The following is an 18489-nucleotide window of genomic DNA, read 5'->3' as shown; positions in this document are numbered from 1 at the left end:
CCCGGGGTGGTTCCTGGGTCAGTGGCGCACCCCGCGCAACTCCTCGGCCAGCGCCTTGCCGATCTCGCGCAGCGGCTCGGCGGTGGTCATGTCCCAGTGCTCGCAGTCGATGTCGTACTCCTCGACCCGGCCCGCGACATGGGGGGCCCAGGCGTCGGCGCCGCCCGTCGCGGCCGGTGTGCGGGCGGCGTTGAAGAACACCGCGTCGCCGCCGAACCGACGCCGGGGGACGTACCGGTAGCGCATCTCCAGGTTGCCGGCCGTCGCGGCGACGACGGCCTCGGCCTGGGCCGGTTCCAGCGCGCCCAGGATCGCGTCCTCGGCGCGCAGTACGGCGGCCAGTTCCCCGGCGTCCGGGGCGGTGTCGGCGCACCGCACGTCGAGTCCGGCGCCGCGGCCGCCGAGCAGGGCGGTGAGCACCTCCCGGCCGGTGATGGCGGGTGGCCGGAAACCGTTGGGCAGCGGGTAGGAGTCGAGCAGCGCCAGGACGGCCACTTCCTCGCCCTGCTCCTCCAGCCGGGCGGCCATGGCGTGCGCCACCAGGCCGCCGAACGACCAGCCGAGCAGGTGGTACGGGCCATGGGGCTGGACCGAGCGGATCTCGGCGACGTAGCCGTCCGCCATCTCCTCGATCCCGGCCGGCCGGTCCGAGGGGCTGGTCAGCTCCTTCGCCTGGAGCCCGATCAGCGGCCGCCGTCCGCCGATGTGCCGGAGCAGTCCGGCGTACGACCAGCTCATCCCGGAGACCGCGTGGACGCAGAACAGCGGGGCCAGGGAGCCGGAGCCGGAGGCGGCCCGGATCGGCAGCAGCGTCTCCATCGGGTCGCCGCCGGTGTTCGTGGCGATGTGCTCGGCGAGCAGTACCGGCGTCGGGTACTGGAACAGGTCCCTGATGGTGACGCGGGTGTCCCAGATGGAGCGGATCCGGCCGATCAGCCGGGTGGCGAGCAGCGAGTGGCCGCCGAGCTGGAAGAAGTGGTCGTCGATGGTGACCGAGGTCAGCCCCAGGACGTCCGCGAACAGGCCGCACAGGACTTCTTCCGCCGGGGTGCGCGGCGCGCGCCCTCCCGCGGTGTCGGTCTGCTGCGGCTCGGGCAGCGCACGGCGGTCGAGCTTGCCGTTGACCGTCAGGGGCAGCGCGTCCAGCGGCACGATCGTGGCCGGAACCATGTACTCGGGCAGGGCGGCGACGGCGTGCCGGCGCAGCTCCGCCGGGTCCGGCCGGCTGCCTTCGGCGGGTACCACGTACGCCACCAGCCGTTTGTCGCCGGGCCGGTCCTCTCGGATCAGCACCGCCACCTGGGCGAGGGAGGGGTGCCGCAGCAGCGCCGATTCGATCTCACCCGGCTCGATGCGGAATCCCCGCAGCTTGATCTGCTGGTCGGCCCGGCCGAAATACTCCAGTGCGCCGTCGTGGCTCCAGCGGGCCAGGTCGCCGGTCCGGTACATCCGCGAGCCGGGGGCGCCGTGCGGGTCGGCGACGAACCGCTCCGCGCTCAGGCCGGGCTGTCCGATGTAGCCGTGGGCGAGGCCGTGCCCGGCGACGTAGAGCTCGCCGGGGACGCCCGGCGGGAGCAGGCGCAGGTTCTCGTCCAGCACGTAGGCGTGCTTGCCGGCGATGGGCCGTCCGATCGGGATGGCCGGTTGCGGGCGGGTGAGGGTGTGGGCGGTGGTGAAGCCCATGCTCTCGGCCGGTCCGTAGCCGTTGACGAGGTGGAGGTGGGGGTGGTCGGCGAGTGCCTTGGCGGTGTGGGCGGGTGAGGCCGCCTCACCGGCGGTCATGGCCTCCTTGATCCGGGAGAAGACCGCCGGGTGCTCGTCGAGCATGTGGTTGAAGAGGCTGGCCGACATCTGGAGGGTGGTGATCCCGTGCCGTTCGACCAGTTCCGCGATCTGGTGCGGGTCGGTGTGCTGGCCGGGCTGGAGGACGCAGACGCCGCCGTGCAGCAGCGGTCCGAAGACCTCCAGGGCGAAGGCGTCCCAGGACACCGGGGAGCTCTGCAGATAGGTCTGGCCGGGGCCGAAGTCCAGGTAGTCCGGGCCGATGAACGTGGCGGCCAGCGCCCGGTGCGAGGCGGCGACCCCCTTGGGGACTCCGGTGGATCCGGAGGTGAACATCACGCAGGCGAGGGACTCGGGGTGCCCGCCCGTCTCCACCGGGGCGCCCGGCAGCGTGCTGATGGCGGGGATCTCCGCGGTCAGGTCGACCAGGGTGGCGGGGGTCGACAGGGCCGTCAGGTGGGCCTGGGTGACCAGCGCCGCCGGGTCGGTCTGCCCGAGCACGGTGTTCAGCCGGTCGGCCGGGAACTGCGGGTCGAGCAGGGTGTATCCGGCGCCGGCCTTCAGCGCGGCGAGCAGGGCGGCGATGAGTTGCGGGGACCGTTCCAGGTGGATGGCGACGATGCTGCCCGGGGTGACCCCGCGTGCGGTCAGGTGGCGGGCCAGCCGGTTGGACCAGATGTCCAGCTCCTGGTACGTGACCTGTTGTTCCTCGTGGACCAGCGCCACCGAGTGCGGGGTGCGGGCGGCCTGCTCCGTGAAGAGCGCGTCGAGCCCGAGGGCGGGCGCCGGCGACTGCGCGCCGCTCCACTCCCGCAGCTGCTCCCGCTCCTGCCCGGACACCAGCTCCAGCTCCGGGAGCGGGAGATCGGGGGTGGCCACGGCGCCGGTGAGGAGCCGGACGAGGCGGTCCGCCGTGGCCTCGATGGTGCGGGCTTCGTACAGGTCGGTGGTGTACTCGATGAGGATGTCCAGGCCGTCGGGGCTGCCGTCGGCGGCGCGGTTCTCGGCGAACGCGAAGGTGAGGTCGAATTTGGCGACGGAGACCGGCGGGACGGCGAACTCGCTCTCCAGGCCGGCCAGTCGGGGCGCCTCGCCGCTGGTGTCGCCGACGGTGAGCATGACCTGGAAGAGGGGGTGGCGGGCGGTGGTGCGCTCGGGGTTGAGGGCCTCGACCAGCCGGTCGAACGGCAGGTCCTGGTGGGCCCAGGCGGCGAGGTCGGTCTCTCGGACCCGGGTGAGGAGCTCGCGGAAGCTCGGGGAGCCGCTGGTGTCGGTGCGCAGGACCAGGGTGTTGACGAAGAAGCCGACGAGGTCGTCGAGCTTCTGGTCGGTGCGCCCCGCGACGGGTGAGCCCAGCGGGATGTCGTGCCCGGCGCCCGAGCGGGACAGCAGCGTCGCCACGGCCGCCTGGGCCACCATGAACAGGGTGGTCCCGGTGTCCTGGGCCAGCTCCATCAGGGCGGTGTGCAGTGCGGCGGGGCAGTGCACGGCGTGGGTGCGGCCGCGGTTGGAGGCGACCGCGGGGCGGACGTGGTCGGCGGGGAGCGTGGCCTCTTCCGGAAGGTCGGCGAGTGTTTCGCGCCAGTGGTCGAGCTGGCGTTCCTCGTCGCGTTCCAGGAGTCGCTGCTGCCAGAGGGAGTAGTCGGCGTACTGGACCGGCAGCGGCTCCCACGCGGGGGCGTCGCCCTCGGTGCGGGCCTCGTAGGCGGTGGCCAGGTCGCGGAAGAGCGGTCCGTTGGACCAGCCGTCGGAGGCGATGTGGTGGATCACCAGCACGAGCACATGGTCCTCGGCGCCGAGCTCCAGCAGCTGTGCCCGGCACGGCGGTTCGGCCGCCAGGTCGAAGGTCCGGCCGGCCAGCTCGGCCAGCCGTGCGGTGAGCTGTTCCTCGGTGGTGGTGATCAGCGGGAGGTCGAAGGCGGCCGGGGGCAGGATGTGCTGGTGGGGGGTGCTCTCGTGGGTGGGGAAGACGGTGCGCAGGCCCTCGTGGCGGGTGGTGACGTCGGTGAGGGCGAGCCGGAGCGCCTGGTGGTCGAGGGGGCCCTTGAGCCGTAGGGCGAGCGGGATGTTGTAGGTGGCGGAGGGTCCTTCCATCTGGTCGAGGAACCACAGCCGCTGCTGTGCGGAGGAGAGCGGAATGATCTCCGGCCGCTCCTCGGGCATCAGCGCGGGCCGCCGTTCCCCGCTGCCCTCGGCCTCGATCCGCTCGGCCAGCTGGGCGACGGTGGCGTACTGGAACAGGTCCCGGATGGTGATCTCGGTTTCCCACACGGCCCGGATGCGGCTGATGAGGCGGGTGGCCAGCAGGGAGTGCCCGCCGCGCCGGAAGAAGTGGTCGTCGATGGTGACCGAGGGCAACCCGAGCACGGCCGCGAAGAGGCCGCACAGGACTTCCTCGGCGGGTGTGCGGGGCGGGCGCCCGCCGGTTCCGGTGGTCTGCCGGGGCGCGGGCAGGGCGCGCCGGTCGACCTTCCCGTTGGTGGTGAGCGGGATCTCGTCGAGGACGACGAAGGCGGACGGGACCATGTACTCGGGCAGCGCGCCGGCGAGTTCGCGGTGGACGGCCTCGGTGACGATCCGGGCTCCGTCGGCGGCGACCAGGTAGGCGACGAGGCGCTTGTCGCCGGGCCGGTCCTCGCGGACCACCACGGTCGCCTGGCCCACGCTCGCGTGGGCGGCCAAGGCGCTCTCGATCTCACCGAGTTCGATGCGGAAGCCGCGCAGCTTGATCTGCTGGTCGGCGCGGCCGAGGTATTCGAGCGAGCCCTCGTGGTTCCAGCGGACCAGGTCGCCGGTGCGGTACATCCGGGTACCGGCCGGGCCGTACGGATCGGCCACGAAACGGTCCGCCGTCAGCGAGGCGCGGTTGAGGTAGCCCTGGGCCAGTCCGGCCCCCGCGATGTACAGCTCACCGGGGGCGCCGGGCGGGACCAGCCGCAGGCCGTCGTCCAGGACGTAGAGGCGGTGGTTGTCCAGGGGCTCTCCGATCGGGACGGCGCCCGCATGGTCCAGGGGGCGGCGGATGCGGTGGGTGGTGGCGAAGGTGGTGGTCTCCGTGGGGCCGTAGCCGTTGACGACCGTGACGTCGGGGCAGTGGTCCATGACCCGGCGCACCGCCTCCGGCGGCACCACGTCACCGCCGGCCCACACCTCACGCACCCCGGCGAACGCCTCGGGCGCCTCCTCCGCCATGACCCGGAAGAGCCCTGCGGTCATCCAGAGCGCGGTGATCCGGTGCTCGGCCAGCAGCCGCTGGTAGTCGGCGGGGGCGAGGTGTCCGCGCGGTGCCACCACGACGGCGCGGCCGTTGAGCCACGGCACCCAGATCTCGTACGTGGAGGCGTCGAAGGCGGCCGGCGAGTGGAACAGCACGCGCCGGTGGTTGCCGTTGGCGTACATGGTCTGCGCGGCCAGGTCCGCCACGTTGCGGTGGGTGACCGAGACGCCCTTCGGGACCCCGGTCGAGCCCGAGGTGAACATCGCGTACACCGGCTGGTCGGGGTGGATGGTGTGGGCCGGGGCGGTGGCGGGCTGCCGGTCGAGGTCGGTGGTGTCACCGAGGACGACGATCCGTGCCCGCGCGTCCAGGACGACCTGGTGGTCCGAGAGCGCCTGGTCGGTGAGGAGGACCGGCGCCCGGGTGTCGGCCAGGATCTGGACGAGCCTGCTGTCGGGGTCGGTGGTGTTGAGCGGGGCGTACACCGCACCGGCCTTGACCACGGCGAGCAGCGCGGTGAGCAGGTCGGTCGAGCGTTCCATCAGGACGGCGACCACGTCGTGCCGCCGCACTCCCACCTCGATGAGGTGGTGGGCCAGCCGGTTGGTGACCTCGTCGAGCTCGGCGAAGGTCAGATCGTGGTCCTCGTCCACCAGGGCTATCGCGTCGGGGGTGCGGGCGGCCTGTGCGGCGAACAGCTCCGCCAGGCTCATCCCGGACGTGCCGGTGTCGGCGCCGCTGCGCTCCTCCAGGAGGAGCCGCCGCTCGTGCTCGCCGAGCAGGTCGAGGACCGGGAGCGGGGTGTCGGGCGAGGTGACCACGGCTTCCAGCAGCCGGTTCAGCCTGGCCATGAGGGCGTCGATGGTCCGGGCGTCGTAGAGGTCGGTGGCGTACTCGATGGTGATGTCCAGGCCGTCCGGGCGGCCGTCGCGGGTACGGTGCTCCGCGAAGCCGAAGGTCAGATCGAACTTGGCGATCTGCAGGGCGCTGTACTCGGTGCGGGCGTCGAGACCGGGGAAGCCGATGACGTCCGAACCGGCCTCGCCCATGGTGAGCATCACCTGGAAGAGCGGGTGGCGGGAGGCGGAGCGCTCGGGGTTCAGCACCTCGACGAGCCGGTCGAACGGCAGGTCCTGGTTGTCCCAGGCGGCCAGGTCCGTCCTGCGGACCCGGGAGAGCAGCTCGCGGAAGCTCGGGTCGCCGCTCAGGTCCGTGCGGAGCACCAGGGTGTTGACGAAGAAGCCGACCAGGCCGTCGAGCGCCTCGTCGATGCGCCCGGAGACCGGGGAGCCGATGGGGATGTCGGATCCGGCTCCGGAGCGGGAGAGCACGGTCGCCACGGCGGCCTGGACCGCCATGAACAGCGTGGCGCCGGACTCCCGGGCGAGATGGGTCAGCCCGATGTGGAGTTCCGCGGGCAGATGGACGTCGCAGGTGGCGCCGACGTACGAGGCGGAGGCGGGACGCGGGCGGTCGGCCGGCAGGGTGGCCTCCTCCGGCAGCTCGGCCAGGGCCCGGCTCCAGAAGTCCAGTTGGCGCGATCCGGCGCTCTCCGGGTCGTCGCCCTCGCCCAGCAGTTCCTGTTGCCAGAGGGTGTAGTCGGCGTACTGGACGGGGAGCGGCTCCCAGTCGGGCACGACGCCCCGGGCGCGGGCCTCGTAGGCGGTGGCGAGGTCCTGGAGCAGGGGGGCGGTCGAGCCGCCGTCCGACACGATGTGGTGCATCACGATGAGCAGGACGTGTTCCTGCTCGCCGAGGGCGATCAGACTGGCCCGGACCGGGAGGTCCACCGCGAGGTGGAAGACCTGGGCGGACTCGTCGGCGAGGACGGTGGGCAGCGTCGCGGCGTCGGCCGGGACGACCCGCAGTTCGAGTTCCACGTCCTCCTCGGCGAGGATGTCCTGGTACGGGGTGCCGTCCTGGTCGGGGAAGAGGGTGCGCAGGCTCTCGTGTCTGCCGACCACGTCCAGGAGCGCCGACTGGAGCGCGGGGCGGTCGAGTTCGCCGTTGAGCCGCACGGCGAGCGGGATGTTGTAGGTGGTCGACGGCCCTTCCATCTGGGCGATGAACCAGAGCCGCTGCTGGGCGAATGACAGGGGAATCACTTGGTCACTCCCATCCGGCGCATCGGCCGAAGTCTGGGCCGCGCGGCCTCGGCGCCGTCGAGCTTCTCGACGAGCGTGGCCACGATCGGGTTTTCGAAGAGGGTCGCCACGGAGAGCTCGACCCCGAGTACGGTGCGGATCCGGCCGACGAGCCGGGTGGCGAGGAGCGAGTGCCCGCCGAGGTTGAAGAAGTGGTCGTCGATGGTGACCGAGGGCAGTCCGAGGATCTCCGCGAAGAGGCCGCACAGGACTTCTTCCCTGGCCGTGCGCGGTGCGCGCCCGGTGTTCTCGTTGGTGAACTGCGGGGCGGGCAGGGCGCGTCGGTCGACCTTGCCGTTGACGGTGAGCGGGATCTCGTCGAGGACGACGAAGGCGGACGGGACCATGTAGTCGGGCAGCAGCCCGGACACCTGTCGCTGTACGTCCCCGGGTTCGATCCGGGCGCCGTCCTCGGCGGTCAGGTAGGCGACGAGGCGCTTGTCGCCGGGCCGGTCCTCCCGGACCACCACGGTCGCCTGGGCCACGCCCGGCCGGCCCGCGAGAACGGTCTCGATCTCGCCCGGTTCGATGCGGAAGCCGCGCAGTTTGACCTGCTGGTCGGCACGGCCGAGGTATTCGAGCGAGCCCTGGGGATTCCAGCGGACCAGGTCGCCGGTCCGGTACATCCGGGTACCGGCCGGGCCGTACGGGTCGGCCACGAAACGGTCCGCGGTCAGCGCCGGGCGGTCCAGATAGCCCTGGGCCAGTCCGGCCCCGGCGATGTACAGCTCACCGGGCGTGCCCGGCGGGACCAGCCGCAGCCCCTCGTCCAGGACGTAGAGGCGGTGGTTGTCCAGCGGCTCACCGATCGGCAGGGCGCCCGTGTAGTCCAGGGGGCGGTGGATGCGGTGCATGGTGGCGAAGGTGGTGGTCTCCGTCGGGCCGTAGCCGTTGACGACCGTGACGTCCGGGCAGTGGTCCATGACCCGGCGCACCGCCTCCGGCGGCACCACGTCACCGCCGGCCCACACCTCACGCACCCCGGCGAACGCCTCCGGCACCTCCTCCGCCATCACCCGGAACAGACCGGCCGTCAGCCACAGCGCGGTGATCCGGTGCTCGGCCAGCAGCCGCTGGTAGTCGGCGGGGGCCAGGTGCCCGGCGGGGGCGAGGACGAGGGTGCCGCCGTTGAGCCAGGGCACCCATGTCTCGTACGTCGCGGCGTCGAACGCCATCGCGGAGTGGAAGAGCACCCGGGCGTGGTCGCCGTTGGCGTACATGGTCTGCGCGGCCAGGTCCGCGACATTGCGGTGGGTCACCGCGACACCCTTCGGCTCCCCCGTCGAGCCCGAGGTGAACATGGCGTACACCGGCTGGTCCGGATGGACCGGCACCGAGGGGTCGGAGGCGTCCGTCGGGGCGCCCTCGCCGTCCGGCACCGCGCTCAGCACCCGCACGCCCGCCGGCGGCGCCGCCGCACCCGGGTCCCGGTCCGTCACCAGATGGGTGACGCCCGACCGGTTCACGATCAGTTCGACCCGGTCGGCGGGGTAGCGGGTGTCCAGCGGTACGTACACCGCGCCCGCCTTCACCACGGCCAGCGTCGTCACCACCGCGCTCACCGAACGCTCCTGGAACAACGCCACCCGACTGCCCGGCCGCACGCCCTCACCGATCAGACGCCGCGCCGCACGGTTGGCCAGCGCGTCGAGCTCCCGGTAGGACAGCTCACGCCCCTCACCCACCACCGCGACCGCGTCCGGGGTCCGCACCACCTGCGCCGCGAAGAGCTGCGCGAGACCCGCGTCGGGCGAACCGGTCACCGCACCGGCCCACTCGTCCAGCAACAGCCCGCGCTCGTTGGCCGAAAGCAGCTCCAACTCGCCCACCGGGACGTCCGGCGTGGCCACCACCGCGTCCAGCAGCCGGACCAGCCGCTCGCCCGCCAGCTCCACCGAACGGGCGTCGTAGAGGTCGGTGGCGTACTCGATGGTGATGTCCAGGCCGTCCGGGCGGCCGTCGCGGGTACGGCGCTCCGCGAAGCCGAACGTCAGGTCGAACTTGGCGATCTCCACCTTCGAGAACTCGTACTCGGCTTCCAGCCCCGGGAGTTCGGGGGCGTCGGCGGCCATGTCGCCGACGGTGAGCATGACCTGGAAGAGGGGGTGGCGGGCGGTGGTGCGCTCGGGGTTGAGGGCCTCGACCAGCCGGTCGAACGGCAGGTCCTGATGGCTCCAGGCCGCGAGGTCGGTCTCTCGGACCCGGGTGAGGAGTTCACGGAAGCTCGGGTCCCCACTGGTGTCGGTCCGCAGCACGAGCGTGTTGACGAAGAAGCCGACCAGATCGTCGAGCGCCGGGTCGGTGCGGCCCGCGACGGGTGAGCCGAGCGGGATGTCGTGCCCGGCGCCGGAGCGGGACAGCAGCGTCGACACCGCCGCCTGGGCCACCATGAAGAGCGTGCTGCCGGTGTCCTGGGCCAGTGAGGTCAGCGAGTCGTGCAGGCCGGCCGGGCAGTGCACGGTGTGCGTGGTGCCCCGGTTGGACGCGGTGGCCGGCCTGGGCCGGTCGGCCGGGAGCGTGGCCTCTTCCGGGAGGTCCGCCAGTGTCTCGCGCCAGTGGTCGAGCTGGCGTTCCTCGTCGCTTCCCAGGAGTCGCTGCTGCCAGAGGGAGTAGTCGGCGTACTGGACCGGCAGCGGCTCCCACGCGGGGGCGCTGCCCTCGGCGCGGGCGGTGTAGGCGGCCGTCAGGTCGCGGAAGAGCGGCCCGTTGGACCAGCCGTCGGAGGCGATGTGGTGGATGACCACCAGCAGGATGTGTTCCCGCTCTCCGAGCGAGAGGAGATGGGTGCGGACGGGGGGCTGGACGGCCAGGTCGAAGGTGGCCGAGGACAGCTCGGCCAGCCGTCCGGTGACCTCCTCCTCGGTGGTGGTGATCAGCGGGAGGTCGACGGCGGCCGGGGGCAGGACGTGCTGGTGGGGGGTGCCCTCATGCGTGGGGAAGACGGTGCGCAGGCCCTCGTGGCGGGTGGTGACGTCGGTGAGGGCGAGGCGCAGGGCCCGGTGGTCGAGGGGGCCCTTGAGCCGCAGGGCGAGCGGGATGTTGTAGGTGGCGGAGGGTCCTTCCATCTGGTCGAGGAACCACAGCCGCTGCTGCGCCGAGGAGAGCGGAATGATCTCCGGCCGCTCCTCGGGCATCAGCGCGGGCCTGGGCAGTTCGCCGCTGCCCGCGCTGACGCACTCCGAGAGCGCGAGCACCGTGGGGTTCCGGAACAGGTCCTTCACCCCGAGCTGGACGCCGAACGCGCGCCGGATGCGGCTGATCAGGCGGGTGCCCAGCACCGAGTGGCCGCCCCGGTGGAAGAAGTGGTCGTCGATGGTGACCGACGGCAGTCCGAGGACGGCCGCGAAGAGGCCGCACAGGACCTCTTCCTGCGGTGTGCGCGGGGCACGCCCGTTGCTGGCGTGGGAGACCTGCGGTGCCGGCAGGGCACGCCGGTCCACCTTGCCGTTGGTGGTGAGCGGGATCTCGTCGAGGACGACGAAGGCGGACGGGACCATGTACTCGGGCAGGGCGTCCGCGACATGACCGCGCACCTCGGCCACATCGATCCGGGCTCCGTCGGCGGCGACCAGGTAGCCGACGAGGCGTTTGTCGCCGGGCCGGTCCTCGCGTACCACCACCGTCGCCTGGCCGACGCTCGCATGGGCGGCCAACGCGCCCTCGATCTCACCGAGTTCGATACGGAAGCCGCGCAGCTTGACCTGCTGGTCGGCGCGCCCGAGGTATTCGAGCGAGCCCTGGGGATTCCAGCGGACCAGGTCGCCGGTGCGGTACATCCGGGTACCGGCCGGGCCGTGCGGATCGGCCACGAAACGGTCCGCCGTCATGCCGGGTCGGCCGAGGTATCCGCGGGCCAGTCCGGCCCCGGCGATGTACAGCTCACCGGGCGTGCCCGGCGGGACCAGCCGCAGCCCCTCGTCCAGGACGTAGAGGCGGTGGTTGTCCAGCGGCTCACCGATCGGGACGGCACCCGCGTGGTCCAGCGGACGGTGGATGCGGTGGGTGGCGGCGAAGGTGGTGGTCTCCGTGGGGCCGTAACCGTTGACGACCGTCACGTCCGGGCACCGGTCCATGACCCGGCGCACCGCCTCCGGCGGCACCACATCACCCCCCGCCCACACCTCACGCACCCCGGCGAACGCCTCCGGCACCTCCTCCGCCATCACCCGGAACAGACCCGCCGTCAGCCACAGGGAGCTGACGCCGTGCTCGGTCAGCAGCCCGCCCAGGGTCCCCGGGTCGAGGTAGCCCGGGGGTGCCACCACGACCGCTCCCCCGTTCAGCCACGGCACCCAGATCTCGTGCGTCGAGGCGTCGAAGGTGTGCGGCGAGTGGAAGAGCACCCGGGTGTGGTTGCCGTTGGCGTACATGGTCTGCGCGGCCAGGTCCGCGACATTGCGGTGGGTCACCGCGACACCCTTCGGGACCCCCGTCGAGCCCGAGGTGAACATCACGTACAGCCACTGGTCGGGGTGGGCGCGGGGCGCCGGTGGTGTCGACGGGAGGTGGGCGAAGGCGGCGGTCCGGTCGAGCACGACGGTCTCGGCGGTGGTGCGGGCGACGATCGGGTGGTCGGCCAGCGCCCGGTCGGTGAGCAGGACCGATGCCGCGGTCTCGGTGAGGATCCGGAGCAGGCGCGGGTCGGGGTCCGCGGTGTTGAGCGGGGCGTAGACGCCTCCGGCCTTGACCACGGCGAGGAGCCCGGTGAGCAGGTCGGCCGAGCGCTCCATCAGGACGGCGACGACGCTCTCCGGCCGGACGCCGAGCGCCACCAGGTGGTGGGCCAGGCGGTTGGTCTCCGCGTCCAGCTCCGCGTAGCTCAGCTCCCGGTCGCCGTCGACCAGGGCGATCGCGTCCGGGGTGCGTGCCGCCTGGGCGGCGAACAGTTCCGCGAGGCCGGCGCCCGAGGAGCCGGTGACCGCGCCGTTCCATTCCTCCAGGAGCTGGTGGAGCTCGTCCGGGCCGATGAACTCCAGTTCCCCGACGGGGGTTCCGGGCCGTTCGACGGCGTCACCGAGCAGCCGGACCAGTCGGCCGGTGACCGCCTCGACGGTCGCGGCGTCGTACAGGTCGGTGGCGTACTCGACCCTGATGTCCAGCCCGCCGGGACGGCCGTCCGCCGTGCGGTGTTCATGGAAGGAGAAGGTCAGGTCGAACTTGGAGATCTCCAGCGTCGTGAAGCCCGACTCCGCGTGGACGCCCGGGAGTTCGAGGGTGGGTGTGACCGCCTCCTGGAGGGTGAGCACCACCTGGAAGAGGGGGTGCCGTGCGGTGGAGCGCTCGGGATTGAGGGTTTCCACCAGCCGGTCGAACGGCAGGTCCTGGTGGGCCCAGGCGGCGAGGTCGGTCTCCCGGACCCGGGTCAGCAGCTCACGGAAGCTGGGATCTCCCGTCAGATCGGTGCGCAGCACCAGGGTGTTGACGAAGAAGCCGACCAGGTCGTCGAGCGCCTGCTCCGAGCGGCCCGCGATCGGGGCGCCGATCGGGATGTCGTGCCCGGCGCCGGAACGGGACAGCGCGGTGGCGACGGCGGCCTGGGCCACCATGAACATCGTGCTGCCGGTCTCCCGGGCGAGCCGGGTCAGCCCGTCGTGCAGCTGTGCCGGGACGTGGACGCTGTGGGTGTTGCCGCGGTAGCTGGCGACGGCGGGGCGCGGGCGGTCGGCCGGCAGGGTGGCCTCGTCGGGCAGCCCGTCCAGGGTGGCGCGCCAGAACTCCGCCTGCCGTTCCCCGTCCGCCGCGAGCAGTTCCCGCTGCCAGAGGGTGTAGTCGGCGTACTGGACCGGCAGCGGCTCCCACGCGGGGGCGTCGCCCTCGGCGCGGGCGGTGTAGGCGGCCGCCAGGTCCCGCAGCAGCGGGGTGGTGGACCAGCCGTCGGAGGCGATGTGGTGCATCACCACCAGCAGCACATGGTCCTCGTCGCCGAGCGCGAACAGCACCGCCCGGACGGGCAGTTCGGATTCCAGGTCGAAGCTGCGGGCGGCCTGTGCGGCCAGCTCCTCGTCGAGTGCGGCCTCGCTCTCCGCGATGACGGGCAGCTCCACCCGGACCTCGGCCGCCGGGAGCTGCCACTGGTAGGCGGCGTCGTCCGCCATGGCGAAGAGGGTGCGCAGCGACTCGTGCCGCACCACCAGGTCGGTGAGGGCGAGCTGGAGTGCCTGGTGGTCGAGCGCGCCGGTGAGCCGCAGGGCGAGCGGAATGTTGTATGTCGCCGAGGGCCCCTCCAGGTGGTGGAGGAACCAGAGGCGCTGCTGGGCGGAGGAGAGCGGCACCCGGTCGGGCCTGGCGGCCTCCTGGAGCACGGGCCGCCGCACGGCCTCGCCGCCCGCTTCGACGTATTCGGCCAGCGACGCCACCGTCGGCCCCTGGAAGAGGTCCCGGACGGTGATCTGGACGCCGAAGGTCTGGCGGATGCGGCTGATGAGGCGGGTGGCGAGGAGGGAGTGCCCTCCGAGGTGGAAGAAGTGGTCGTCGATGGTGGCCGAGGGCAGCCCGAGGACTTCCGCGAAGAGGCCGCACAGGACCTCCTCGACCGGTCCCCTGGGCGCCCGCCCGGTGGCGTCGTGGCCGGACTCCGGTACGGGCAGGGAGCGTCGGTCGACCTTGCCGTTGACGGTGAGCGGGATCTCGTCGAGGACGACGAAGGCGGACGGGACCATGTACTCCGGGAGCACGCCGGCGAGTTCGCGGCGTACCGCCTCGGTGTCGATCCGGGCTCCGTCTGCGGCGACCAGGTAGGCGGCGAGGCGCTTGTCGCCGGGCCGGTCCTCGCGGACCACCACGGTCGCCTGGCCCACCTGCTCCCGGTCGGTCAGCACGGTCTCGATCTCGCCGAGCTCGATGCGGAAGCCGCGCAGCTTGATCTGCTGGTCGGCGCGGCCGAGGTATTCGAGGGAGCCCTCCCGGTTCCAGCGGACCAGGTCGCCGGTCCGGTACATCCGGGTACCGGCCGGGCCGTACGGATCGGCCACGAAACGGTCCGCGGTCAGCGCCGGGCGGTCCAGATAGCCCTGGGCCAGTCCGGCCCCGGCGATGTACAGCTCACCGGGCGTGCCCGGCGGGACCAGCCGCAGCCCCTCGTCCAGGACGTAGAGGCGGTGGTTGTCCAGCGGCTCACCGATCGGGACGGCACCCGCGTGGTCCAGCGGACCGTGCATGTGATGAGTGGCGGCGAAGGTGGTGGTCTCCGTGGGGCCGTAGCCGTTGACGACCGTGACGTCCGGGCAGTGGTCCATGACCCGGCGCACCGCCTCCGGCGGCACCACATCACCCCCCGCCCACACCTCACGCACCCCGGCGAACGCCTCCGGCACCTCCTCCGCCATCACCCGGAACAGACCGGCGGTCAACCAGAGCGAGGTGATGCCGTGTTCGGCGATCAGCGCCTCGTACGCCGCCGCGTCGAGATGGCCGGCGGGGGCGACGACCAGGGTGCCGCCGTTGAGCCAGGGCACCCACATCTCGTATGTCGAGGCGTCGAACGCCATCGCGGAGTGGAAGAGCACCCGGGTGTGATTGCCGTTGGCGTACATGGTCTGCGCGGCCAGGTCCGCCACGTTGCGGTGGGTGGCCGCGACGCCCTTCGGCTCCCCCGTCGAGCCCGAGGTGAACATGGCGTACACCGGCTGGTCCGGATGGACCGGTACCGAGGGGTCGGAGGGGTCGTCGCCCGTGTCGCCCGTCACCGGGTCCAGCACGCGCACGCCCGCCGGGACCGCCCACGAGACCGGGCCCCGGTCCGTCACCACGTGCGAGACGCCCGACCGGCTCACGATCAGTTCGACCCGGTCGGCGGGGTAGCGGGTGTCCAGCGGTACGTACACCGCGCCCGCCTTCACCACGGCCAGCGTCGTCACCACCGCGCTCACCGAACGCTCCTGGAACAACGCCACCCGACTGCCCGGCCGCACGCCCTCACCGATCAGCCGCCGCGCCGCACGGTTGGCCAGCGCGTCGAGCTCCCGATAGGACAGCTCACGCCCCTCACCCACCACCGCGACCGCGTCCGGGGTCCGCACCACCTGCGCCGCGAAGAGCTGCGCGAGACCCGCGTCGGGCGAACCGGTCACCGCACCGGCCCACTCGTCCAGCAACAGCCCGCGCTCGTGCTCGGACAACAGCTCCAGCTCGCCCACGGGAGCGTCCGGCGCCATGGCCGCCGCGTCCAGCAGCCGGACCAGCCGCTCGCCCGACAGCTCCACCGAACGGGCGTCGTAGAGGTCGGTGGCGTACTCGATCGTGATGTCCAGGCCGCCCGGCCGGCCGTCCGCGTCACGGTGCTCCGCGAACGAGAAGGTCAGATCGAACTTGGCGAACCGCAGCCAGGTGAACTCCGAATCGGTGTCCAGGTCCTCGGCGACCAGCGTCGGCGTGGCCGCGTCCGTCAGCGTCAGCATGACCTGGAAGAGGGGGTGGCGGGCGGTGGTGCGCTCGGGGTTGAGGGCCTCGACCAGCCGGTCGAACGGCAGGTCCTGATGGCTCCAGGCCGCGAGGTCCGTCTCCCGGACCCGGGTCAGCAGCTCACGGAAGCTCGGGTCCCCACTGGTGTCGGTCCGCAGCACGAGCGTGTTGACGAAGAAGCCGACCAGATCGTCGAGCGCCTGGTCCGTGCGGCCCGCGATCGGTGAGCCGAGCGGGATGTCGTGCCCGGCGCCGGAGCGGGACAGCAGCGTCGACACCGCCGCCTGGGCCACCATGAACACCGAGGCGCCCGCCTCGCGCGCCAGCTCCGCGAGCGAGGAGTGGACGTCCCGGGAGAGGCGCACGGTGTGGGTGGCGCCGCGGTAGGAGGCGACGGCGGGCCGCTGCCGGACGGCGGGCAGGGTGACCTCCTCCGGGAGGTCGGCCAGGGTCCGGCGCCAGTAGTCGAGTTGCCGGGCGGCGACGCTCTCCCCGTCCTCGGGGTCGCCGAGCACACCGCGGTGCCACAGCGCGTAGTCGGCGTACTGGACCGGCAGCGGCTCCCAGGCGGGGCGCTCACCGCGCGAGCGGGTCGCGTACGCGGTGCTCAGATCGCGCATGAGCGGCTGGTAGGACCAGCCGTCGGAGACGATGTGGTGCATCACGACCAGCAGGACGGACTCCTGCTCGCCCAGGCGGAACAGCCGGGCGCGGAAGGGCAGATCGGATGCCAGGTCGAAGACGCGCTCGGCCTCGGCGGTCAGCAGCGCGGCGATGCTCTCCTCGGTCGCCGGGGTGACCGGCAGCTCCACCCGCACGCTGTCGGCGGGCAGGATGCGCTGGCAGGTCTGCCCGCCGGCCTGGCCGAACACGGTGCGCAGGCTCTCGTGCCGTCCCGCGACGTCGGTGAACGCGGACTCCAGGGCGGCGACGTCGAGTTCGCCCCGTACCCGGACGGCGAGCGGGATGTTGTACGTCGCCGACGGGCCCTCCAGCTGGTCGAGGAACCACAGCCGCTGCTGGGCCGCGGAGAGCGGCAGCGGCTCCGGGCGCTCCTGGGCGGTCAGGGCCGGGCGGGCGGATTCGCCGCCGCCGGTGGCGACGTACTCGGCGAGCAGGGCGACGGTCGGGTACTCGAAGAACTGGCGCAGTGTCAGCTGGACGTCCAGGACGGTACGCACCCGGCTGACCAGCCGGGTCGCCAGCAGCGAGTGGCCGCCGAGGGTGAAGAAGTCGTCGTCGATGCCGATGGACGGCAGGCCGAGGGAGTGGGCGAACAGCCCGCACAGGACCTCCTCGACGGGGTTGCGCGGGGCCCGGCCGCCCGCCACCGCGCCGAGCCGGGGGGCGGGCAGCGCGCGCCGGTCCAGCTTGCCGTTCGGGGTCAGCGGCAGGGTCCCCATCGGGACGACGGCCGAGGGCACCATGTACTCGACGAGCTGCTCCGCCGCGTGCCGGAGGAGTTCGGCGCCGTCCAGGGCGCCTTCCTCCGCGGGTACGGCGTAGGCCACCAGGCGCTTGTCGCCCGGCCGGTCCTCGCGGACGATGACCGCGGCCTGGGCGACGGAGGGGTGGCGGACCAGCACGGTCTCGATCTCGCCGAGCTCGATGCGGTTGCCGCGCAGCTTGACCTGCTGGTCGGCGCGGCCCAGGAAGACGATCTCGCCGTGCTCGTTCCAGGCGGCCAGGTCACCGGTGCGGTACATGCGGCTGCCGTCCGGACCGTACGGGTCGGCGGTGAAACGCTCGGCGGTCAGGGCGGGCAGCCGGCCGTAGCCCTGGGCGAGGTGCGGTCCGGCGACGTAGAGTTCGCCGGTCTCGCCGGGGGCGGTGTGGCGCAGTTCGCCGTCCAGGACGTACATGGCGGTGTTCGCCATCGGGATGCCGAGGTGCAGCCGGTCGAGGGTGCGCACCTCGGGGGTGAAGGACTGGTAACTGCAGAAGACGGTCGCCTCGGTGGGCCCGTAGACGTGCACGAACGTGGTGTCGGGGCAGTGGTCGAGGGCCCGTTGGAGTGCGGTGGCGGACAGGACGTCGCCGCCGGTCCAGATCTCGCGCAGCCGGCCCAGGGCGTCGATCGCCTCGCTGGCCATGGCGTCGAAGAGGGCGGTCGTGAAGTAGGCGGCGGTCGCGCCGTAGCGGGTGATGGCGTCCGCCAGCTCGCCGATGTCGACCTTCGGGGCGGCCAGGACGACCGCGAGCCCGCCGCGGAGCAGCGGCACCCACAGTTCGTAGGTGGAGGAGTCGAAGGGCAGCGGCGAGTAGGCGAGCACCCGCTCGTGGGCGGCGGCGCCGAAGCCCGGGTCCAGGGCCAGTTCGACCACGTTGCGGTGGGTGTTCACGACACCCTTGGGGGTGCCGCTGGAGCCGGAGGTGAACATCATGTACAGCGGCTGGTCGGGGTGGACCGTGACGTCGGGCGCGGTGGCGGAGGTGTCCGCGGTGGCGCTCGCGTCGTCGAGCACGAGGGCGGGCAGGTCGCCGGCGAAGCCGGTCTCCCCGGCCGGGCGGTCGGTGATCAGGAGGGTGGCCCCGGTGTTGCCGAGGATCCAGGCGAGGCGGTCGCCGGGCTGGCGGGGGTCGAGGGGGACGTACACCCCGCCGCTCTTCAGCACGGCGAGGACCGTGACGACGTAGGCGAAGGAGCGGTCGAAGAGCAGGCCGACCGCGTCGCCCGGCCGTACGCCGTCGGCGACGAGCCGGTGCGCGAGGGCGTTGGCCGCGCCGTCCAGCTCCCGGTAGGTGAGACGGCGGTCCTCACGGACGAGGGCGACGGCCTCGGGGGTGCGGGCGGCCTGCGCGGCGAAGAGAGCGTGCAGCGCGCCTTCGGGGAGGTTCTGGGCCGTGTCGTTGTACGTGGCGACGTGCGCGGGAACGCCGACGCCGGGGGAGAGAGCCGGATCGGTTTGCGGCTGGGACATCTCGACACCTTCTTGGTAGCTCGGA

Annotated in this window: 2 protein-coding genes; both read right to left on the bottom strand. The window is 72.6% G+C overall.

What is annotated here, in order from left to right:
- Nucleotides 1–18 precede the first annotated feature (18 nt).
- Complete coding sequence (locus ACFVFH_RS32605; protein WP_383775540.1) at nucleotides 19–7104, bottom strand: amino acid adenylation domain-containing protein; 7086 nt, start codon at nucleotides 7102–7104, stop codon at nucleotides 19–21.
- Nucleotides 7101–18464, bottom strand: a complete 11364-nt coding sequence (locus ACFVFH_RS32600; RefSeq protein WP_383775537.1) for an amino acid adenylation domain-containing protein — start codon at nucleotides 18462–18464, stop codon at nucleotides 7101–7103. The genes ACFVFH_RS32605 and ACFVFH_RS32600 overlap by 4 nt, the downstream gene beginning before the upstream one ends.
- Nucleotides 18465–18489 lie beyond the last annotated feature (25 nt).

Source organism: Streptomyces sp. NPDC057697 (assembly GCF_042799335.1).
Classification (GTDB): Bacteria; Actinomycetota; Actinomycetes; order Streptomycetales; family Streptomycetaceae; genus Streptomyces.
The sequence above is the reverse complement of the archived record's forward strand: the minus strand, read 5'-3'. Positions and strand labels throughout refer to the sequence as shown.